Source organism: Brevundimonas sp. Leaf168 (assembly GCF_001423685.1).
GTDB classification, from domain to species: domain Bacteria; phylum Pseudomonadota; class Alphaproteobacteria; order Caulobacterales; family Caulobacteraceae; genus Brevundimonas; species Brevundimonas vesicularis_C.
On record NZ_LMOY01000001.1, the window covers coordinates 1 to 21,505 of the forward strand.

At 65.4% G+C, this 21,505-nt stretch carries 19 protein-coding genes; 17 read left to right on the plus strand and 2 right to left on the minus strand.

The window, feature by feature from the left end; translation table 11 throughout:
- From ASF81_RS00005 to aguB, 5 genes are all read left to right on the plus strand, one after another.
- Positions 1-1,197: OmpA family protein (locus ASF81_RS00005; RefSeq protein ID WP_156363093.1), on the plus strand; the 1,197-nt coding region annotated here is incomplete at its 5' end.
- A gap of 395 nt (positions 1,198-1,592) precedes the next feature.
- The gene (locus ASF81_RS00010; RefSeq protein ID WP_235559157.1) at positions 1,593-2,837 is read left to right on the plus strand and encodes a capsular biosynthesis protein; all 1,245 of its coding nucleotides are present in this window, start codon (positions 1,593-1,595) and stop codon (positions 2,835-2,837) included.
- 170 nt (positions 2,838-3,007) lie between these two features.
- Positions 3,008-5,521 carry a TonB-dependent receptor gene (locus ASF81_RS00015; protein WP_055803164.1) on the plus strand — a complete coding sequence of 838 codons (2,514 nt, stop codon included), beginning with the start codon at positions 3,008-3,010 and terminating at the stop codon, positions 5,519-5,521.
- A 132-nt stretch (positions 5,522-5,653) separates the two neighbouring features.
- Positions 5,654-6,673 (plus strand): agmatine deiminase family protein, encoded by a 1,020-nt coding sequence (locus ASF81_RS00020; RefSeq protein WP_082503381.1) that lies wholly within the window; start codon positions 5,654-5,656, stop codon positions 6,671-6,673.
- The gene (aguB, locus tag ASF81_RS00025; protein WP_055803167.1) at positions 6,670-7,533 is read left to right on the plus strand and encodes an N-carbamoylputrescine amidase; all 864 of its coding nucleotides are present in this window, start codon (positions 6,670-6,672) and stop codon (positions 7,531-7,533) included. Before ASF81_RS00020 ends, aguB begins: the two co-directional genes overlap by 4 nt.
- 1 nt (position 7,534) lies before the next feature.
- On the opposite strand, the gene ASF81_RS00030 is transcribed toward aguB, so the two are convergent.
- Positions 7,535-8,275 carry an alpha/beta fold hydrolase gene (locus ASF81_RS00030; RefSeq protein ID WP_055805236.1) on the minus strand — a complete coding sequence of 247 codons (741 nt, stop codon included), beginning with the start codon at positions 8,273-8,275 and terminating at the stop codon, positions 7,535-7,537.
- A gap of 72 nt (positions 8,276-8,347) precedes the next feature.
- On the opposite strand from ASF81_RS00030, the gene ASF81_RS00035 reads away from it, so the two are divergent.
- The 5 genes from ASF81_RS00035 (at position 8,348) to rplT (ending at position 12,115) form a co-directional block, all read left to right on the plus strand.
- Positions 8,348-9,310: a glycosyltransferase family 9 protein gene (locus ASF81_RS00035; RefSeq protein WP_055803172.1), complete on the plus strand. Its 963-nt coding sequence runs from the start codon at positions 8,348-8,350 to the stop codon at positions 9,308-9,310.
- A 125-nt stretch (positions 9,311-9,435) separates the two neighbouring features.
- On the plus strand, positions 9,436-9,957 hold the full coding sequence (gene infC, locus ASF81_RS00040) for a translation initiation factor IF-3 (protein ID WP_055752751.1): 522 nt from the start codon (positions 9,436-9,438) through the stop codon (positions 9,955-9,957).
- A gap of 84 nt (positions 9,958-10,041) precedes the next feature.
- A complete protein-coding gene (locus ASF81_RS00045; RefSeq protein WP_055803175.1) occupies positions 10,042-11,346 on the plus strand; it encodes an MFS transporter in 1,305 nt (434 codons plus the stop codon).
- 162 nt (positions 11,347-11,508) lie between these two features.
- A complete protein-coding gene (rpmI, locus tag ASF81_RS00050; protein WP_003166435.1) occupies positions 11,509-11,706 on the plus strand; it encodes a 50S ribosomal protein L35 in 198 nt (65 codons plus the stop codon).
- A 55-nt stretch (positions 11,707-11,761) separates the two neighbouring features.
- Positions 11,762-12,115 (plus strand): 50S ribosomal protein L20, encoded by a 354-nt coding sequence (gene rplT, locus ASF81_RS00055; RefSeq protein ID WP_017506327.1) that lies wholly within the window; start codon positions 11,762-11,764, stop codon positions 12,113-12,115.
- A 91-nt stretch (positions 12,116-12,206) separates the two neighbouring features.
- On the opposite strand, the gene ASF81_RS00060 is transcribed toward rplT, so the two are convergent.
- On the minus strand, positions 12,207-13,802 hold the full coding sequence (locus ASF81_RS00060) for an ATP-binding protein (RefSeq protein ID WP_055803176.1): 1,596 nt from the start codon (positions 13,800-13,802) through the stop codon (positions 12,207-12,209).
- Positions 13,803-13,973: 171 nt separating this feature from the next.
- On the opposite strand from ASF81_RS00060, the gene ASF81_RS00065 reads away from it, so the two are divergent.
- The 7 genes from ASF81_RS00065 (at position 13,974) to ASF81_RS00095 (ending at position 21,421) form a co-directional block, all read left to right on the plus strand.
- On the plus strand, positions 13,974-14,945 hold the full coding sequence (locus ASF81_RS00065; protein WP_235559158.1) for a polysaccharide deacetylase family protein: 972 nt from the start codon (positions 13,974-13,976) through the stop codon (positions 14,943-14,945).
- A 41-nt stretch (positions 14,946-14,986) separates the two neighbouring features.
- A complete protein-coding gene (gene pheS / locus ASF81_RS00070) occupies positions 14,987-16,063 on the plus strand; it encodes a phenylalanine--tRNA ligase subunit alpha (protein WP_055803184.1) in 1,077 nt (358 codons plus the stop codon).
- Positions 16,064-16,075: 12 nt separating this feature from the next.
- Positions 16,076-16,489 carry a hypothetical protein gene (locus ASF81_RS00075; RefSeq protein WP_055803187.1) on the plus strand — a complete coding sequence of 138 codons (414 nt, stop codon included), beginning with the start codon at positions 16,076-16,078 and terminating at the stop codon, positions 16,487-16,489.
- Complete coding sequence (locus ASF81_RS00080) at positions 16,486-16,881, plus strand: hypothetical protein (protein ID WP_055803191.1); 396 nt, start codon at positions 16,486-16,488, stop codon at positions 16,879-16,881. The genes ASF81_RS00075 and ASF81_RS00080 overlap by 4 nt, the downstream gene beginning before the upstream one ends.
- Positions 16,878-19,301, plus strand: a complete 2,424-nt coding sequence (gene pheT / locus ASF81_RS00085) for a phenylalanine--tRNA ligase subunit beta (protein ID WP_055803194.1) — start codon at positions 16,878-16,880, stop codon at positions 19,299-19,301. The genes ASF81_RS00080 and pheT overlap by 4 nt, the downstream gene beginning before the upstream one ends.
- A 43-nt stretch (positions 19,302-19,344) precedes the next feature.
- Positions 19,345-20,685, plus strand: coding sequence for an APC family permease (locus ASF81_RS00090; RefSeq protein ID WP_055803198.1), 1,341 nt, complete (start codon positions 19,345-19,347; stop codon positions 20,683-20,685).
- 124 nt (positions 20,686-20,809) lie between these two features.
- Positions 20,810-21,421, plus strand: coding sequence for a DUF1134 domain-containing protein (locus tag ASF81_RS00095; RefSeq protein WP_017506335.1), 612 nt, complete (start codon positions 20,810-20,812; stop codon positions 21,419-21,421).
- Positions 21,422-21,505 lie beyond the last annotated feature (84 nt).

A 21,505-nucleotide genomic window follows, 5' to 3' on the forward strand; every position in this document is an offset into this window, starting at 1 on the left:
GCTGGCGCCGCATCGGCAGAACCCAATGGCTGGTACGGCGCCATCGACGCCGGCTATCGCGTCATGGACGATATTAACATGGAGGCCGCTTCGACTGGCTTCAACCATGTTTACGAAGCTGAGCAAGGTTGGGCGGCATTTGCTCGTCTGGGCTACCGYTTCAACCCCAGCTGGCGGGTTGAATTGGAAGGTGGCTATCGCTCGGGCGACATCGGCACAGTGCGTGCGCCTAACGGTGGCGCTGGTGGTCTCTGCAACCTAACGCCGGCAGCTGGGCCATGCTACTCGCCTGAAGGCGATATTGAATCCGCCACCCTTATGGCCAACGTCATCTATGACTTTGGCTTCGAATATTGGGGTGTCCGTCCCTTCGTCGGTCTCGGTGCCGGCGTGAACCGTGTTGATACTAACACGATTGGGAACCTTCGCGATAATCGTGGCGCAACGTTTACTGTCGATGATACGTCAACCAAGTTCGCTGCTCAGGCGATCGCCGGTCTGGCTTGGGCTGTCGGTGATCGAGCCAACATCGACCTGACTTACCGCTACCTGACAGGTGATATGTCCTTCAACAGTTCGGCTGTCGGTGATGCGCGATACACCACCGAATGGGACGGCGACTACGATCAGTCGCACACCGTGACCTTGGGTCTGCGCTACAGCTTCGGTGCGGAAGATGCTCCCCCGCCGCCGCCTCCCCCGCCGCCCCCGCCGCCGCCGCCTCCGCCCCCGCCGCCCCCGCCGCCGGTCGCTCAGACCCCGGTCGCTCGCCAGTTCGTCGTCTACTTCGACTGGGATCGCTCGGACCTGACCGCGGAAGCCCGTTCGGTGGTGACGCAGGCCGCCAACTACGCCAAGTCGGGYSSWCCGACGCGCGTCCTGATCGTCGGCTACACCGACACCTCRGGTTCGGCCGCCTATAACCTGGGTCTGTCCAACCGTCGTTCGCGCACCGTCGCGGACGCCYTGGTTGCTCAAGGCGTCAACGGCGGCGTGATCGCCCTCGACGGCAAGGGCGAAACCAACCTGGCCAAGCCGACCGCCGACGGTGTGCGCGAACCGCTCAACCGCCGCGCGACCATCRACGGCGGCGTGATCGCCCTCGACGGCAAGGGCGAAACCAACCTGGCCAAGCCGACCGCCGACGGTGTGCGCGAACCGCTCAACCGCCGCGCGACAATCGACATCAACTTCTAAAACTTTTCGGTCGGTGGTTGAGGTCACTCAATCACCGATCCGCGAAGTATGAAGCCGTCGTTTCAAAGACATCGAGCCGTCGTCGCCTTAAGGGCGGCGGCGGCTTTGCTGGCAAAAACAACGTTTAAATCGCCGCGCCTCAGAATCTTTGAACTTGGGGCTTTTTTGATTGATCGTAAAAGTTGGTCACGACAAAAGGGCGACATGCCTTTTTTAGACAAACTCTGCGGTTGCAACGGCCCCGCCAAACCGCTTTCTCTTCCGTCATTGTACCGGTGGGCATGATGGCAGACGCGCGTTCGTCCTCTAGAGTTTTGTCGGCGCGACGTCGTCGGCGCTATCGATTAAGGGCAGATTACTTTCGGCCGAGCGTATCTCTACGTCTGCGTTCAGCGGTGCTTCCCGACCCAACGGTCATTGCCGCCTTCCCCGCAAAACGGCAAGGCGGTCGATTCGGCCTGTCGGGCCGTCGGTTCCTGGTCGTTTCCGCCCCCTTCGGATCGTTCGGAGCCGCACTGGCCTCAGCGCTCGAGGCGCGCGGCGCGCTCGTCAATCGCATGATCTTCAACGCCGGCGATGCAATGAACTGGCGAAGACCAGGTGGCCTGGTGTTCAAGGGGACGGCGAAGTCCTGGACCGATGATCTGGCACGTATTGCCGACGATTTCAGCGACATCATCGTCTTTGGCGAGGTCGGAGCCTACAACCGCGCGGTACTTGACGCAGCCGAAAACTTGAGGGCGCGTGTTTGGGTTTTAGAAAACGGTTATTTCCGTCCTGATTGGGTGACAGTTGAGCGCGACGGCGTAAACGGTTCTAGTGCGCTGCCAAGATTCCGCGGCGGCTATCCTGAACCGGCGCCGAAGCTGCCTCAGCCAATCGCGGTCGGGAAAATACTGCCGTACCACGTCGCCAATATCAGCGCCTATCATACGGTGCAGGTCGCTGGGAAAATGTTCTTTCCCAACTATACAGCGCCGTATGTGTTTTCCCCAATCAAACAATGCTTAGGCCATATCCGGCGTTATGTTAGCCTGGCGTTCCGCAAGGTCAATGCCTGCGACGCGGAGATGATTCGTGCGCGAGGAGAGTTCTTCATCGCCTGTCTTCAGCGCGAGGGCGATGCGCAGCTGTTGCGCTATTCGCGTTACGCCGATAATCGCGCCTTCCTCGTGGCGACCATGGCCAGTTTCGCGGCCCATGCGCCGGCCGACGCCAGGCTGGTAGTCAAAAATCACCCGCTCGATCCCGGCTTGGTGAATTTGCGCGCCGTGACGCTTCGGCTGGCGCACGAACACGGACTTCAGGGACGAGTGGACTTCATCGACGGCGGCAATCTGGCTTCTTTATGCCGGGCGTCGCGCGGAATGGTGGTCAATAACTCTAGTGCGGCGCTGTCGGCCATGGGCTTCCATACGCCGGTCAAGGTAATGGGCAACGCCTTCTTCGACTTCGACGGCCTGACCGACCAGCAGCCGCTGGATTGCTTTTGGTCTGCGCCCCAGGCACCGGACACGGCGCTGTTTACGCGTTTCCGCGCCCACGTAATCGCCCAGAGCCAGGTAAACGGCAACTTTCACGAGCCGCGGGCCATCGCCCGCACGGCGGTAGGCATTGCGGACGTGTTCGAGCGGGCGTGAGGCTAGCTTAGTCGCAGAGTGTGGCGCCCAGACCACCCTCTGCCTCTGTCATATTGCTGTTACATAACTGTCGCCCAAGATTTCAACATGCGCCCTAGAGGGGGCTGGATTGCGACAGGCGATGGACGCCTGACGCCAAAGCCAATCGCGTCCATCTGGGGATAGATGTAATGATTACTCGTAAAAGCCTGATTTGGGCGACCACCGCTCTTGCCGGCTCGCTGGCCTTCGCCGGCGCCGCCTCCGCTCAATCGACCGGCACCGAAGCGACCGAGGTCGGCGAAGTCGTCGTTACCGGAGTTCGCGGGCAGCGCACCATTGAGGGCCTTGCAACCGCCGAGACCGTCGCTAAGACGCGCAACACCATTGGCCAGGAGTTCATCGCGACCCAGTCGGCCGGCCAAACCATCCTTCAGACCCTCAACCTGACCCCGGGCCTCAGCTTCACCAATGCCGATCCTTACGGTTCGTCGGGCGGCAACATCCGTCTGCGCGGCTTCGACGGCAACCGCGTGTCACTGACGTTTGACGGCATCCCGTTGAACGACACCGGCAACTACGCCACCTACACCAACCAACAGCTTGATCCCGAACTGATCGAACGCGCCTCGATCAACACCGGATCGACCGACGTCGACAGCCCGACCGCCTCGGCGACCGGCGGTACCATCAACTACGTCACGCGCCGTCCGGCTGCCGATTTCGGCGGCTGGCTGCAAGGTTCGTTGGGCGACTTCAGCTACAACCGCATCATGGGCTTGATCGACACCGGAGCCGTCGGTCCGTGGGGCACCTCGGCTTGGTTCGCCGCTTCGCACCAGAAGTATGACAAGTTCAAAGGCATCGGCGAACTTGAGAAGACCCAGTACAACGCCCGCATCTATCAGCCGCTGGGCGACAACGGCGACTTCCTGTCGCTGGCCGCGCACTGGAATGAAAACCGCAACAACAACTACAACGGGCCGAACCTGGCCACCTCGACCGGCTTCTGCGATGTGGCTCGCACCCAGGTCTGCGTCAGCGACGTCGAAACCAGCCCGTTTGGCTGGGGCGTTGATTTCGATCGCACCTACACTGCACCGACTTTTCGTCCGGGCGTGGCGGATTTGGACAGCAACGGCGCCAACTATTGGGGTCTACGCATCAACCCGTCCGACACGGGCAACATCCGCGGCCAGTCACGCTTCACCTTGGCTGATGGCCTGATCCTGACGATCGACCCCTCGTTCTCCTACACGTTGGCCAATGGCGGCTCGCAACAGACGGTTCTGGCCGAAAACGACGCTCTGCTGCGCGGTACGCGCACGACGGGCGGCGTCGATCTGAACGGAGACGGTGACATCCTGGATCGCGTTCGCGTCATGTCGCCTTCCAACACCCACACCCAGCGCTACACGCTGAACAGCTCGCTGATCTGGGATCTGAATGACCATCACCGCCTGCGCGCCGCATATGCGCTGGACTGGGGTCGCCACCGCCAGACCGGCCTGTTCGGTCGCATTGACTTCTCCAACCCGACCAACCCGAGCTTTGTCGATGAGTTCGGCGGCCTTAAGGAAGAAGGCAACCGGGTCGTGAACCTGGATGGTTTCGCCCTGCGTTCGCGTGACCGACTGTCCTATGCCGAACTGAACCAGTTCTCGGTCGAATACATCGGTCGTTTCCTGGACGAGGCGCTGACAATCAACCTTGGCGTTCGTGCGCCCTTCTTCAAGCGTGAACTGAACCAGTTCTGCTACACCCAGAACGCCTCTTCGAACGTGTTATGCACGTCCGAAGTGCCGAACGCGACGCTAGCCAACGGCAATGTGACCTTTGCAGGACGCGGGACCACCCAGTACATCACGCCGTTCCAACGCACGGTGAAGTACGATGACGTGCTGCCCAACGTCGGCGCGACCTACAAGTTCGGCGGCGCCCAATCGATCTACGCTAGCTACTCGGAATCGCTGTCGGCCCCGCGCACGGACAGCTTGTATGCGACGACGCGTCTGGCCGATGGTTCGATCGGCAACCCGACTGTCCAGCCGGAAACGTCCAAGAACGTCGATTTCGGCTACCGCTACACTTCCGGCACCCTGATCGCCCAAGCGTCGGGCTTCTTCAACCAGTTCGACAACCGCATTGTCAGCACCTTCGAGCCGGACCTGGACCAGTTCGTCGATCGCAACGTTGGTTCGGTTGAATCCAAGGGTGTTGAAATCTCGGTGGGTTGGTCGCCGATCCAGGCGCTGAGCCTGTACGGTTCGGCCTCGTTCCTAGATAGCGAACTGCAAGACGACTATGTCTATGACCGTGCGGGCAACCGTCTGCAGACCAAGGGCAAGAAGCAGGTCGAAACCCCTGAGCAGATGTATTCGCTGCGTGCGTCGTACCAGTTCAACGACGTCTTCTCGGCCGGCATCCAGGGTAAATACACCGGAGAGCGTTGGGTCACCGACGTCAACGACCTGAAGGTTGATGCCTACACCGTGGTTGATCTGGACGCCCGTTTCGACTTTGCCCCGCTGGGCTTCGAAGGCACCTATCTGCAGTTCAACGTCACCAACCTGTTCGATGAGCAGTACTACAGCACTTTGGGCACTCGCGCGTCGGGCACCCCTGGCCAACTGGGTTATAGCCGCTCGTTCGCCGGCGTCGGCGCGCCGCGCACCATGATGGCGACCCTGCGCTACGCCTTCTAAGGCTTAGCCAAACGAAAACGACGAAGGGCGGTCCGTTCGCGGGCCGCCCTTTTTCGTGGCCGACGTTGAAGTCGGGGGCGCTTGGGGCCATATGGCGCGGCTCCCAGTTCGGCCCTTCTTGAGGACGCCTGCATGACCGATCCGAATGCTGCCGCCATCCCCGCGGAATGGGCGCCGCACCGCGCCATGTGGGTGGGTTGGCCCAGCCATGCGGAATATTGGTTCGAGGCGCTGGAGCAGGCGCAGGAAGAGGTCGAGGGTCTGGTGCGGGCCTTGGCCGGACCGGGTCGTGAGCAGGTCAAGCTGATGGTCGGCAAGGCCGAGGTTCTGGCCGACGCCCAGGCGCGCTTTGCGGGCGTGGCGAATGTCGAGGTCGTGCCCGGCGAGTTCGGTGACGTCTGGCTGCGCGACACCGGGCCGATCTTCGGCGCGGGATCCAGGACGGCCGCCGCGTTCAAGTTCAACGGCTGGGGCGGAAAATATGACATGCCGGGCGACGATCTGGTCGCCGGCCAGATCGGCCGACATGCGGGCGTGGACCTGACCTGGAACGACTTTGTCATGGAGGGCGGGTCGCTGGATCATGACGGGGAGGGCACCGTCCTGACCACGCGCCAATGCCTGCTGAACCCGAACCGCAATCCCGCTTGGAACCAGGATGAGGCCGTCGCGGCGGCGGCGCTGGAGAAGGCGGTCGGCGCCAAGGTGGTGGTGTGGCTGGGCGACGGTTTGCTGAACGACCACACCGACGGGCACGTCGACAACCTGGCGCGGTTCGTCGCGCCGGGCGTGGTCGCCTGCCCGGTCGCCTGGGGGACGAACGACGTCAACGCCGACGTCTATGACGCGACGGCGCGCGATCTGGCCGCTGTGACCGATGGGGCGGGCCGTCGGCTGAAGGTCGTGCGCATCCCGTCGCCGGGCCTGGTGCTGGACGAGGACGAACGCCCGATCCCGGCCAGTCACATGAACTTCCTGATCGCCAACGGCGCAGTGGTCGTACCCACCTATGGGGATGCCCGTGCGGCCGACATGGCATGTCAGGCGTTGAAGGACGCCTTCCCCGATCGCGAGATCATTCCGCTGCCGTCCAACGCCATCCTGACCGGCGGCGGCTCGTTCCACTGCATCTCCCAGCAGGAGCCCGCATGACCCGCAACATCACTGTCGCCGGCATCCAGACCTCGTACGGCGAGGACATGCAGGCGAATATCGACAAGACCATCGCCTTCGTGCGCGAGGCGGCGGGGCGGGGCGCGCAAGTGATCCTGCCGTCGGAGCTGTTCCAGGGGCCGTATTTCTGTGTCTCGCAGGAAGAGCACTGGTTCACCCAGGCCTATGAGTGGCGCGAACACCCGTGCGTCACGGCCATGGCGCCGGTGGCCAAGGAGCTGGGCGTGGCGATTCCGGTCTCGATCTTCGAAAAGGACGGGCCGCAGTATTATAATTCGCTGGTCATGCTGGACGCGGACGGCGAGGCGCTGGGGATCTATCGCAAGAGCCATATCCCCGACGGCCCCGGCTATCAGGAGAAGTACTATTTCCGGCCGGGCGATACGGGTTTCAAGGTCTGGAAGACTCGCTTCGGCAAGGTCGGGGTCGGCATCTGCTGGGACCAGTGGTTCCCGGAAGCGGCGCGGGCGATGATGCTGATGGGCGCCGATGTCCTGATGTATCCGACCGCCATCGGCACCGAGCCGCATGATGCGACCCTGCACACCGCCGAGCCCTGGCGGCGCGCCATGCAGGGCCATGCGGTATCGAATGCGGTTCCCGTCGTCGGCGCCAACCGGATCGGGCATGAGCGCGTGACCGAGGTCGGCCAGACCTTCTACGGCCATTCCTTTATCGCCGATCAGCAAGGCGAACTGGTCGAGCAACTGGGCGCCGAGGAGGAGGGGGTGCTGGTGCACCGCTTCGATCTGGACGAGTTGGACAAATACCGCGCGGCCTGGGGCTTCTTCCGCGATCGGCGGACGGACCTGTATGGGGCGTTGACGGGTAAGGGCTGATCTAGCCCCGCATCGCCTCGACCGCCGCGACCAGTCGGTCGAGATCCGCCGGCGACGAAAGCCGGTGATCGCCGCCCTCGATTAGGTCCAGGCGCACGTCGCCGCCCGTCAGCCGTTCGACCAGCTCGACCTGATGTCGCCACGGCACGACGTCGTCGGCGCGGCCTTGCAGGATATAAACCGGCGCGGCGATGTCGATCACGCCGTCCAGCAGTAGCCAGTTGCGCGCTTCCTCGAACATGCGCCGCGTCAGGACATATTCGCCCAGACCCTCCTCGACGATCAGGGTTTCGCCCTCGCGCAGAATGGCCTGGCGCTCGTGGTCCGCCAGGCCGGGCCACATCAGCCGTTCGGTGAATTCCTGGGCCGGATTGACCAGGACCAGCCCCTTGATCCGGTCCGGCCGCGCCAGGGTCGCCAGCAGCGAAACCCAGCCGCCCATCGAGGAGCCGACCGGGATGACCGGGCCGGACAGGCTGTCGATCAGGGCGACGGCGTCCTCGCGCCAGCGGCCGATGGTGGCCTGTCTCCAGTCGCCGGAGGACTGGCCGTGGGCGAAATGGTCGTAGCGGACGAAGTTCCAGCCACGTTCGCGCGCGGCGACATTCAGGGCCAGGGCCTTGGTCCCCTCCATGTCCGAACGAAAGCCGCCGACCCAGATCACGGTCGGGCCGTCGCCGTCGACGCGTTTGAAGGCCAGGGTTTCGCCATCGGGGCGGGACAGGTGCTGGATGTCGGTCATGACGCCCGTTCTGCCCGGACTTTCCGCCGTCGTCACCCTTGACCGCGACGCGCGATGGCGGAACACAGACCCATGTCCGCACCCCAGGTCCTGTTCGTCACCTCCAACCGCATCGGCGACTGCGTCATCTCGTCGGGCGTGATCCGCGAGATCGCGCGTCAGGTCCCGGGGGCCGAGATCACCGTCGCCTGCGGCAGGCCGCCCGCGCCCTTCTTCCGCAATGCGCCCGGCGTGGTGCGCACCATCGTGCTCGACAAGAAGAAGCTCTCCGGCCACTGGCTCGATCTGTGGAAACAGGTCGTCGGCACGCGCTGGGATCTGGTCATCGACATCCGGGGTTCGGCGCTCAGCTATCTGATCCCCGCGAAGCGGCGCATCGTCTATAACCGCTCGTGGGAGACGGGCCTGCGCAAGGTCGAGATGGTGTCGCGCCTGATGGGTTCGCCGACGCCGCTGGATCCCGAAATCTTCCTGGACGATCAGGCGCGGGCCGAGGCCGCCGCCGTCATCGATCCGCAGCTGGCGGGCGGCGCGGGTCCGGGGCCGATAATCGCCCTGGCCCCCATCGCGCATCAGCCGGGCAAGAGCTGGCCTGCCGATCGTTGGGGCGCGCTGGTCGAGAAGCTGAGAGCCGAGCCGCGCTTCAACGGCTGGCGCTTCATGCCGGTGGGCGGGCCGGGTGACCGGCCCCCGGCGACCCCGGCTTTGGAGGCGGCGGGGCCGCGGGGCATCGATTTCGTCGGCAAGGGCGACATCCTGGCCTCGGCCGCCGCCATCGATCGGGCCGATCTGTTCGTCGGCAACGATTCGGGTCTGATGCACGTGTCGGCGGCGCTGGGCCGGCCGACCCTAGGTCTGTTCGGTCCGACCGAGTGGTGGCTGTACGGTCCTTGGGGACCCAAGACGCGTACGGCGGCGTCCAACGAGACGCGCGGCCAGTTCGCGCCGATCGAGGACCTAACGGTGGATCACGTCTTCGACGCGGTGCTGGCGCTGCATGACGCGTACATCGTCGAAACGCCTGCGAACCCTTGAAAAATCGGGGCTCGCGGCGCATATTGCCGGCCTTGAGGGGAACGTGGCGATCGCCGCGTGCATTCGCTCATCACGACACACGCCTTCTCTGACCACATAAGGAAACGACGCCCATTCGCCGTCCCATGCAAGCGCCACCCGTGAAAGACGGGCCGCGTATGAACCAGGATATCCGCGCCCCTCGCGTTCTGCTCATCGACCAGAACGGCGAAAAACAGGGCGTCATGCCCACCTCCGCTGCTCTGGAAGCCGCCGAGGAAGCCGGGATGGACCTGGTCGAGATCGTCTCCACCTCCGAGCCGCCGGTGGCCAAGATCCTCGATTACGGCAAGCACCGTTTCCAGGAACAGAAGAAGAAGGCCGAGCAGCGCAAGCGCCAGAAGGTCGTCGAGCTGAAGGAGATCAAACTCCGTCCGAACATCGACACCCACGACTATGAGGTGAAGGCCAAGGCCATGCACCGCTTCTTCGAGGAAGGCGACAAGGTCAAGGTCACCCTGCGCTTCCGCGGTCGTGAAATGGCCCACCCCGAACTGGGCATGAAGCTGCTGAACAAGGTCCAGGCCGACTTCGACGAAGTCGCCAAGGTCGAGTTCTCGCCCAAGATGGAAGGCCGCCAGATGATCATGATCCTGGCCCCGCGCTGATCGCGATCCATCGCTGAATACCAAACGCCTCGGTCCCGCGACCGGGGCGTTTTTCTTTGCTGGAGAAACGGCTAAGCGTTTGGAATGACGAACGCCGATACGGTCGCTGCGCGCACCCCGCCGCCCAAGCTTAAGACACCGGCGCTGGCCGTGCTGTTTGCGACGGTGTTCATCAATCTGGTCGGGTTTGGGCTGGTGGTGCCGTTGCTGCCGTTCTTCGCCCAGAGCCTGCAGGCCGAGGCGTGGCAGATCACGCTGATGTTCTCGGCCTATTCGCTGGGTCAGTTCTTCGCCGAGCCGTTCTGGGGGCGGTTGTCGGATCGGATCGGGCGAAAGCCCGTGCTGTTGATGACCCTGATCGCCAATGCGCTGGGCTATCTGATGCTGGCCTTCGTGCCTAACATCTGGCTGGCGATCGCGGTCAGGCTGTTCACCGGCCTTGGCGCGGGCAATATCTCGACGGTTCAGGGGTATGTGGCCGATGTGACCCCGCCCGAGCAGAGGGCCGGGCGGATGGGTCTGATCGGGGCCGCGTTCGGCCTGGGCTTCATCGTCGGTCCGGGCTTAGGTGGATTGCTGACGCAGCCGCAGCTGGGACGGCTGGGCTATCAGCTGCCGATCTTCCTGGCGGCGGCGTTGGCGGCGGTTGCGGCGGTCGGCGTCGTCGTCTTCCTACGCGAAAGCCGGGCCAAGGCCGATCCCGCCGCGCCGCGTCCGGCCTTCCTGGCGGGGCTGAAGGATGCGCGCGACAACGCGGTGGTTTCGCGCGTGCTGGTCGTGACCCTGATCTATATGGCCGGGTTTTCGGCGATGGAGAGCGTGTTTGGCCTGTGGTCCGAGAGCCGCTATCAATGGGGCGCGCGCGAGGTGGGGCTCAGCTTCATGATCGTGGGCATCGTCTCGACGTTGAACCAGGGGTTCTTCGCCGGCCGGCTGGCGCGACGCTTCGGCGAATCGCGCGTGCTGGCCACCGGCATGCTGCTGTTTGGAACCTCGCTGGTGTTGCAGGTGCTGGCGCCGGTCGCGTGGTTTCCCGCGACACGGCTCGAGCTGGGCGCCCTCACGATCCCGGTCGTCCAGGGCTGGATCATTCCGATCGTGATGGCGATCGGCGCGTGCGGCATGTCGCTGGCCATGCCCAATATCTCGGCCATGATCAGCCGCGCCTCGCCGCCGGATCGGCAGGGGGCCATGCTGGGCCTGAACATGGCCTCCAGCTCGGTGGCGCGCATCTTCGGGCCGATGATCGCGGGCGCGCTGTTCTCGGGGCTGGGGCATGACTGGCCCTTCGTGATCGGGGCGCTGCTGACCATCCCGGCGGCCCTGATGGCGATCAACGCCGGACGCGTCATTCGCAGCGGAGAGGGCGGCGTCAAAGCCCCGGCCTGACTCGTCTTGCAATGGCGGCGCTCTTCACGTAGAAGCCGCGCCTTCGCGTACCGAACCGCCAGGCGAACAGGCATGCCTGGGCGGTTCTTAAACTCTGGAGAGACACCTCCCCACGGGCTCAAGTAGTCCAAAGGACGGTAGCCCTCCAAAAAGGAGACTGAAATGCCGAAACTGAAGACGAAGTCGGGCGCCAAGAAGCGCTTCAAATTCACGGCCACTGGCAAGGTTAAGGCCGGCGTTGCGGGCAAGCGTCACCGCTTGATCAGCCACAACTCGAAATACATCCGCCAGAACCGCGGCACCTCGGTCATGGCCGACGCCGACGCCAAGAAGATCAAATCCTACATGCCGTACGCCTGATCGGCGCGCGCTGTACGACTGATCTCCATCCCAAAGAATTTGAAGGAATAGCGACATGGCTCGCGTTAAACGTGGCGTAACCTCGCACGCCAAGCACAAGAAGGTTCTGGAGCAGGCCAAGGGCTTCTCCGGCCGCCGCAAGAATACCATCCGTACGGCCAAGGCCGCCGTCGACCGCGCCGGGCAATACGCCTATCGCGACCGTCGCGCCAAGAAGCGCAACTTCCGCGCCCTGTGGATCCAGCGCATCAACGCCGCCGCCCGTCTGGAAGGCTTCACCTACAGCCAGTTCATCAACGGCCTGAACAAGGCCGGCATCGAACTGGACCGCAAGGTTCTGGCCGCGATCGCCGCTGACGCGACCGGCTTCAAGGCCGTCGCCGATAAGGTCCGCGCCGCTCTGGCTTAAGGGCCGCGCTCAAGCCGCGAGCGATCGCGTCGCGAGCGTAGCGCAACAAGAATGACGCCCGCTCCGGTTTCCGGGGCGGGCGTTCTTCGTTTCAGGCCGCCTTGGGGACCTGCGATGCCTGGCTTTGCGCCAGCACCATCCGGATGGCGTTCAGCAGGGCGTCGGGCTGGATCGGCTTCTGCGCCACGCCGTTCATGCCGGCGGCGATATAGTCCAGCTCGTCGCGCTCGTCGGCGTTCGCCGTCAGGGCCAGGATCGGCAGGGCGCCGGCCGGACCGGGCAGGGCGCGGATAGCCCGCGTCGCGGCGACGCCGTCCATAACCGGCATCTTGATGTCCATCAGGGCCAGGTCGAACGGACGGGCCATTACGGCGTCCACCGCCTCGCGCCCGTTCTCGGCCATCTCGCAGGTGCAGCCGAACATCTCCAGCAGCTTGCCGGCGACGAAGCGGTTGGTGGCGTTGTCGTCCACCACCAGCACATGCAGGGTGTCGTGCGGCGTCGGCTCGGCCATGGCGGGGGCGGGCGCCGCGCTCTCGGTTGCGACGCGCAGCGGCAGGCGCACCTGGAACCGCGCGCCGCCTTGGGGCGAGGCGCCCAGCGAGATCGCGCCGCCCATCCGTTCGGCGATCTGTCGACAGATGGCCAGGCCCAGGCCCGCGCCCGCCCCCTCGCGCCCGGCCTTTCCGGTGTTGAAGGGATCAAAGATGGTCGCGGCCGCCGCCTCGGGCACGCCGGGTCCGCTGTCGTCGACGGTGAAGATCACCTCGCCGTCTGCGTGGCTTTCGATCAGGGCGACGACTTCGCCGGTCAGGGTGAACTTCAGCGCATTGCCGATCAGGTTGTTCAACAGCTGCTTCAGCCGCATCCCGTCGGCCTGAATGCAAGGAACGGCCAGGTCGGTGCGGATGGTCAGGGCCAGGGCCTTTTCGTCGGCCCGCGCGCGCCACAGGGCGTCGATGTCGAAGGCGACGGCCGACAGGTCCAGCGGCTCCTCCTCCAGCGTCAGCATGCCGGCGGAGGCGCGTGACATGTCCAGCGCGTCGGTCAGCAGCCGCAGCAGGCTCTGGCCCGAATCGATCACGGTGCGGACGTAGGGGCGCAGCTCTTCCTGCTCCAGCTTCTTGTCCATCAGGGCCGCGACGCCCAGCACGCCGTTCAGAGGCGTGCGGATCTCGTGGCTCATCACCGCCAGAAACTCGGACTTAGCCCGGCTGGAGGCGACGGCCTCGGCCTCGGCCAGCGCCAGGTCGCGGGCCAGGGCGCTCATCTCCTCGGCTCGCTGGCGGTGCAGGGCCGCGCCCGCCTGAACCACCTGCAACGCCGTGCCGACGCCGACGTAGCGGCCGCCCGACACCACGATGAAGCCCGTCAGCAGGGCGCCCAGCTCAGCCGCGCCATAGGCCTGGAAGAAGGCCTCGGCGCTGGTCGCAGCCTCCGCCACCGGCGCATTGCGGTCCATCAGGCTTTCGGCGGGCTTTCGGGCATAAAGGGCGCGTCCGAACTCGGCCGCCATCCTCAGGGTGAAGGCGTTGCGTTCGATGATGCCGAGTGGTCGGCCGTGGTCGTCGACGACGGCCAGGGCCAGGGTGTTCGGCTCGGTCTGGAACCGCTCGAACACATCCGCGCCCGGCGTGGACGGGGCCACGGGCGCGATCAAGTCGACGAAATCACCGATCAGCGGCATCAAGGTCCTCGCAAGTCCGGAGGCCTGATTAGACGCTGATATTTAACGCCAGCTTTGCCGTTCATGAACCTTTCGCGGCGGGTTTTCGACAGTCGATCCGTGGGCGGATGGAAAGTCCTGACTGCGCGCGATATTCCCTCGCGGACGCGACTTCGATAGCCTCGCCGGATGATGCGCACCTTGATTTGCGGCCTGGCTGCAGCCCTTGCCCTGACCACCGCCGCTGCTGCGCAGGACCGACGCGTCGCCGTGACCTTCGACGACCTGCCGTTCCAGACGGATGCGACGACCCTGTGCGATCCGGCGCGCCTGATGACGATCACCCAAGACTTCGTCGCCATGCTGAAGCCGCTGGACACGCATGGCGTCGCCTTCGTCAATGCGGGCAAGGTGTGCGAGGCCGAGCGCGCCACGATCCTGCCGCGCGTGCTGGACGTCTGGCTGGACGCCGGTCTGGGCCTGGGCAACCACACCAACACCCATCTGAACATCCACTCGACGACGGTTGAGGCCTATTTGGCCGATGTGGACGCCGGGGCGCCGATCTTGCGCGACGTGCTGGCGGCGCGAGGCCAATCCTTGCGCTGGTTCCGCCACCCCTATCTGTTCACCGGCGAGACGCAGGCGAAGCACGACGCCATCGCCGCCGGCCTGGCCCAGCGCGGCTATACGATCGCGCCGGTGACCTTCGACAACAACGACTGGATGTTCGCCGACGTCTATCGCAAGGCCGAGCAGATCGGCGATCAGGCGCTGATGCAGCGCATCGGTCAGGCCTATGTGGCGCATATGGCGACGGTGCTGGACTTCTTCGAACCCTACAGCGCCGAGGTGGCGGGCGGGCGTGAACCGGCGCAGGTGCTGCTGCTGCACGCCAACACCCTGAACCAGGCCTGGTATCCGCAGATCCACGCCCTGTATCTGGCGCGCGGTTATCGCTTCGTGCCGCTGGAAGAGGCGCTGGCCGATCCGATCTATCAGCACCCTGACACCTATGTCCGCGCCAACGGAATCTCGTGGCTGCACCGTTGGATGCAGACCGACGGCCGGCCCATCCGCTGGGAGCCGGAACCGCCCGCCTGGATCGTTGCGGCCAACAAGGCGCCGGCGTCGGAACTTCAGGCCATCGCATCGGCCCCTTGAAGGGTGACGAACGCGCGCGAGAACGCTAAGGCACAGCGCAAATGACCGATCTCGCCACACTCGAACTCGACCTGATCAACGCCATCGGCGGCGCGGAAACCGTCGCCGCCCTGGAAGAGGTGCGCGTCGCCGCCCTGGGCAAGTCCGGCTCCATCTCCGGCCTGCTGAAGGGCATGGGCGCCATGAGCCCCGACGAGCGCCGTGAACAGGGGCCAATGATCAACGGCCTGCGCGACCGCGTGTCCGCCGCCATCGCCGCCAAAAAGGCCGATCTTGAGGCCGCCGAGCTGGACGCGCGCCTGCTGTCCGAACGCATCGACCTGACCCTGCCGGCGCGTCCGCGCAGGAAGGGCGGCGTCCACCCGACCATGCAGGTGATGGACGAGATGATCGCCCTGTTCGCCGAGATGGGCTTCGCCGTGGCCGAAGGTCCGGACATCGAGGACGACTTCCACAACTTCACGGCCCTGAACTTCCCGCCCAAACACCCGGCGCGGGAAATGCACGACACCTTCTTCCTGAAGCCGGACCCCGAGACGGGCGAGCGCAAGGTGCTGCGGACCCACACCAGCCCGGTGCAGGTCCGAACCATGATGTCGCAAAAGCCGCCGATCCGTATCGTCGCGCCGGGCCGCACCTTCCGCAAGGATTCCGACGCCACCCACACGCCGATGTTCCACCAGATCGAAGGCCTGGTGATCGACCGCGACATCCACATGGGCCACCTTAAGACCACGCTTCAGACCTTCATCGCCCGCTTCTTCGAACTGGACGCGGTCCAGGCGCGGTTCCGTCCGCACCACTTCCCCTTCACCGAACCTTCGGCCGAAATGGACATCCGCTGCGACCGTTCGGGCGGAAAACTGGTGTTCAACACCGGCGACGACTGGCTGGAGATTCTGGGCTGCGGGATGGTGCATCCCAACGTGCTGAAGAACTGCGGCATCGACCCGGACGAATATCAGGGCTTCGCCTTCGGCATGGGCGTGGACCGGTTGGCCATGCTGAAATACGGCGTGCCGGACCTGCGACCCATGTTCGACGCCGACACCCGCTGGCTGTCCCACTACGGCTTCTCGGCCTTCGCCGCCCCCAATCCGGCCTCGGGCCTGAGCTGAACGAGTTTCAAGATGACCGATCAAACTGAAACGCCGATGTCGGCCGAAGAAAAGTTCGGCCGCGAACTTGTGGCCCGCACGACCTTCGAAAAGGAAGCCGTCTGGCTGCCGTCGTTGGCCGTTCATCACATGAACGCCGGCAAGACGTTCATCGAGGACAAGACGTTCACGAACTGTCTGATCGAAGGACCGGCGGTCATGGCTGTCATGAACGGCACGACGTTCGACAGCTGCAACATGGGCGTGGCGACCAACCCCCGCACCCTTCTGCTTCAGCCGATGGGCGATATGATCGCGGGCGTCGTGGGCATGTCCAACTGCCGCTTCGTCCGCTGCCGCTTCGTGCAGATTGGCTTCACTGGCGCGCCGGATCTGCTTGAGCAGATCGAGGCCGACCTCCTCAGCGCACGGGAGAACCAAGTATGAGCCGGCTGCCGATCAACCGTCCCGTCAATCTTGCGCGCGACCTTACCCAGATCACGTTCGAGAACGTCGATCTGAACCTGCACGATCTTTATCAGCACTGCCGTGACAAGGGTGCGGTCGTGGGGCGCACCTTCACCGGTTGCCGGCTGGATGGCCCGGCGATCGTTCTGGTCGGACCCGGCACGACGTTCGATGAGACGAACTTCGGCGACTCGCGCGGGGGCATGAAGAATCTTCTGCTTCAGCCGATGGGGGACAAGGCGCTGGGCACCATCCCGATGCATGACTGCACCTTCGTGGGCTGCGAGTTCTACAATGTCGGCTTCACCGGAGCCACCGAGATTCTAGAGCAACTGGCGGCTGTTCCGACGGTGGCGGGGCCAACGGCATGAAGTTCACCCTGTCCTGGCTGAAGGACCACCTCGAAACCGAGGCGGATGTTCATCAGATCGCCGAGGCCATGACCATGGCCGGGCTGGAGGTCGAGGAGGTGCTCGATCCCGCCGCCAAACTGGCGCCCTTCACCGTGGCCAAGATCGTTTCGGCCGAGCGGCATCCCAACGCCGACCGGTTGCAGGTCTGCCAGGTCGAGACGGTCGACGGGCTGAAGGAGATCGTCTGTGGCGCGCCGAACGCGCGGGCGGGACTGACCACCATCTATGCGCCCATCGGCGCCTATGTGCCGGGTCTGGGCGTGACCCTGGTCGAGAAGCCGGTGCGCGGCGTGGTGTCGAACGGCATGCTGTGCTCGGCATCCGAGCTCGAGCTGTCGGACGAGAGCGACGGCATTCAGGAACTGCCGCCCGAGATCCCCGTCGGCACGCCGGTCGCCGGCCTGTTCGGCGCCGAGCCGGTCATCGATTTCGAGGTCACGCCGAACCGGCCCGACTGGCTGGGCGTCGCCGGCATCGCGCGCGATCTGGCCGCCGCCAGCGTCGGCAAGCTGAAGCATTTCGACATCGCCGTGGTGCGCGGGGCCTTCCCGTCGCCGATCAGCGTGCGGCTGGAGGCTCCCGAGATGTGCCCGGTCTTCGCCGGTCGCGTCATTCGCGGCGTCAAAAACGGCCCGTCGCCGGCCTGGCTGCAAAAGCGTCTGACGGCCATCGGCCTGCGCTCGATCAACCGTCTGGTCGATGTAACCAACCTGATCGCCTATGACCGCGCCCGGCCGCTGCACGTCTATGACGTCGCCAAGCTGTCGGGGACGGAGATCGTGGTGCGGGCGGGGCAGGTTTCGGCCGCGACCGGCGAGCACGAACATCTGATCGCCCTGGACGGCAAGACGTACGCCGCATCCGCGGCCGACTGCGTCATCGCCGACGCCGGGGGCGAGCGCCCCATCGGCCTGGGCGGCGTCATGGGCGGGGAATCGACCGGCTGCGACGAGACCACCACCGACGTCTTCCTGGAAAGCGCCTGGTTCGACCCGCTGGTTATCGCCCAGACCGGCCGTGCGCTGGGCATCCATTCCGATGCCCAGTACCGGTTCGCGCGCGGCGTCGATCCGGTCTCGGTCACGCCGGGTCTGGAACTGGCCACGCGCCTAATTCTGGACCTGTGCGGCGGCGAGCCGTCGGAAATCGTTTTCGTCGGCGAACCGCCGGCGAGCCCGGCGCCCTTCGCCTTCGACCCCGCCTATGTGAAGCGCCTCAGCGGCATGGACCTGGCCGATGACCGGATCGGGACCATCCTGGGCCAGCTCGGTTTCCTGGTTCAGGCCGCGCCGGCCGGTCAGGCCGAGCCCTGGCTCGTCACTCCGCCCTCGTGGCGTTGCGACGTCGAAGGCCCGGCCGATCTGGTGGAAGAGGTGGCGCGGATCGAGGGCTTCGACAGCCTGCCCGATACGCCTCTGCCCGAGGTCGCCCGCCCCGCCGGCGGCGTGCTGAGCCCGCGCCAGGCCCGCGTCCGCACCGCGCGTCGCGCCCTGGCGGCCCTCGGTTACGCCGAGGCCGTCACCTGGTCCTTCACCAAACAATCGACCGCAGCCCTGTTCGGCGGCGGGGATGATCGGCTGATGCTGGAGAACCCCATCGCGGCGGATCTGGACTGCATGCGGCCCTCGGCCCTGCCGAACCTGGTTCAGGCGGCGGCGCGCAACGCCGCTCGCGGTTTCGCAGACGCCGCACTGTTCGAGATCGGCCCCATCTATCTGGGCGACGGGCCGGCGGATCAGCGCACGGTCATCGCCGGCCTGGTCGCTCCGCACGCCGCTCGTCACTGGGCGGGCGCCGGTGAGGACGCCCTGTTCACGCTCAAGGGCGACCTGACCACTTTGCTGGAGGAGATCGGCGCCCCGGTGGCCTCGCTGCAACTGGTCCAGGGCCAGAACCGCGACTGGTGGCACCCCGGCCGTTCGGGCCGGCTGCAACTGGGCCCCAAGAATGTGATGGTCGAGTTCGGCGAACTGCATCCGCGCGTGCTCAAAAGCCTGGACGCCGACGGCCCCATGCTGGCCTTCGAGATCGTTCTGGATAACGTGCCCGAGCCGCGTGGGAAGTCGGGCAAGGCGCGGGGAACCGCCGATCTGTCGGCCCTCATGCCCCTAACACGCGACTTCGCCTTCGTGGTCGAGGACGCTAAACCGGTGGGCGATCTGGTCCGGGCCGCGACGGGCGCCGACAAGGCCCTGATCGCCGACGTGCGGGTCTTCGACGTCTATCGCGGCAAGGGCGTGGACGAGGGTTTCAAGTCCGTTGCCCTCGAAGTCGTCATCCAGCCGCGCGAGGCCACCCTGACCGAAGCCGAGATCGAGGCCTTGACCGCCAAGGTCGTTGGAGCGGTCGAAAAGCAGGGCGGCAAGCTGCGGGCTTGAGGGAGCGCAGCGCCGTCTTTCGGGCGGCGCGGGGACATAGGCGATGACGACGGAACCTCAGGCGGCCCAACCGGATCGCGGCCATCTGCTGCGCGTCCTGGGCGTGACGTTCGGCGTCGCCGTCGTGGTCGGCGGCGTCATCGGTCAGGGAATATTGCGCACCCCCGGCGTGGTCGCCGAGGGGGTTCAGAACCCCACGATCATAATCGGCCTGTGGTGCGTCGCCGGTCTGGTCGCCTGGATCGACGCCATGTCGACGGTCGAACTGGCCGCCTCGATCCGCAAGACGGGCGGCCCCTATATCTTCGCCCGGCGCGCCTTCGGGTCGTTGACCGGCCTCGCCGTCGGCGTCTGCGACTGGCTGGGCAATATGGGCGGCATCGCCTTCATCGCCGTGGTCTTTGGCGAATATCTGCACCGACTGGGCGTTGCGAGCAGCGTGCCGATCGGCGTCCTCGCCCTGTTGATCGTGGTCGTGGTGGGCAGCGTGCAATGGCTGGGCACCAAGGTCGGTGGTCGGTCGCAGGAGATCGGCAGCGCGGTCAAGGCGGCCCTGTTCACCGTGCTGATCATCGGCCTGTTCCTGGCGCCGCGTGGCGCGCCCGTCGCGACCGAGATCGCGCCGGCTACGGCGGCGGCCTTGACCTTCGGCGGCATCGTCATGGCCCTGCGCGCCATTTCCGGCACCTACTACGGCTGGAACAGCGCCTCCTATTTCTGCGAGGAGGTGGTGGATCCGGGCCGGACGATCGCGCGGGCGACCTTCTCGGGCATCGCCGTGGTGACGGTGATCTATGTGCTGGCCAACCTGGCCTATCTGAACGTCCTGACGCCGGCCGAGATGGCCGGGTCGAACCTCGTCGCGGCGGATGCGGCCGGTCGGGTGTTCGGCGATGTCGCCGGCCCCATCGTCACGGCCATTTCGCTGGTGTCGCTGGTGACGATCATCAATGCGATGGTCATGGTGTTCCCGCGCGTCCTGTTCGCCATGGCGCGCGAGTATCAGATTTCGGCCCTGACCCGGGTCGCCGCCAACGGCACGCCGCGTCTGGCCCTGATCGCGACGGTGCTGGCGGGCGGGCTGCTGGCCACCATCGGGGTCTATGAGACCCTGCTGACCTTCTCGACCTCGCTGCTGGCGCTGATGAGCGTCCTGGTGAATGCGGCCGTCATCGTCCTGAGGGTGCGCGAGCCAAATCTGGAACGGCCGTGGAAGATGCCGCTCTATCCCCTGCCGGCGATCATCGCCCTGACGATCAATACGACCCTGTTCGTGATCTTCTTGGTCGAGGATCCTTTGACGGCTGGAAAAGCCTTCGGAATGCTGGCGGTCCTGATCGGCCTTGCCTGGCTGCTGGTCCGACGAAAGCGCGCTGCGGCCTGATCGGCGCGCCCGGTAAGACCCCGTTAACCTTGAAGCCGCAAGGCTGCCGCAAAGGTCGGGGACGGTGAGGCCAAGACCGGCGCGCCAGCCGGCCGTCCTCTCGTCGCCTTTCGGAGCGCCCTCCATGCATCGCCGCCAACTGATCCTTTCGGGCCTCGCCACCGCCGCCGGCGCCTCGTCGCTGGGCGCCTGCGCCTCGGCGCCGCCGCGCGATCCCAACTATCCGATCCGCTCGGACCAGACGGCCCAGGCGTACAGCTTCGATGAACTGGTTTCGGCCGGCTCGCGCGAGCTGGGCATCGCGGCCGAGGTCGTGGGCGGCGCGATCGAGCGCGTCTTCGCCGACCAGGGCGACCGCCCGACCGCCTATATCGCGGGCGAGGAAGGCTCCGGCGCCGTCGTTGTCGGCGCCCGCTACGGCCGCGGCGCCCTGCACATGAAGGACCTGTCGGCGTCTCAGGAAGTGTTCTGGCAGGGCGCGTCGGTGGGTTGGGACTGGGGCGGCAACGCAAGCCGCGTCTTCACCCTCGTCTATGGCCTGTACCACCCCGACATGATCTATCGCCGCTATCCCGGCATCGAGGGCTCGGCCTATCTGGTCGCGGGCCTGGGCGTGAACTATCAGCGCGCCGACGGTATCGTCTTGGCCCCCATCCGCACCGGCGTCGGCCTGCGCCTGGGCGCCAACGTCGGCACCATGAGCTACAGCCGCCAGCGCAATCTGCTGCCGTTCTAGGCCCCCTCACCGTTCGTCATCCTCGGGCTTGACCCGAGGACCGGATGATCCGCCGCTTTTGCGAACGGGCGACGCACAGTGCGA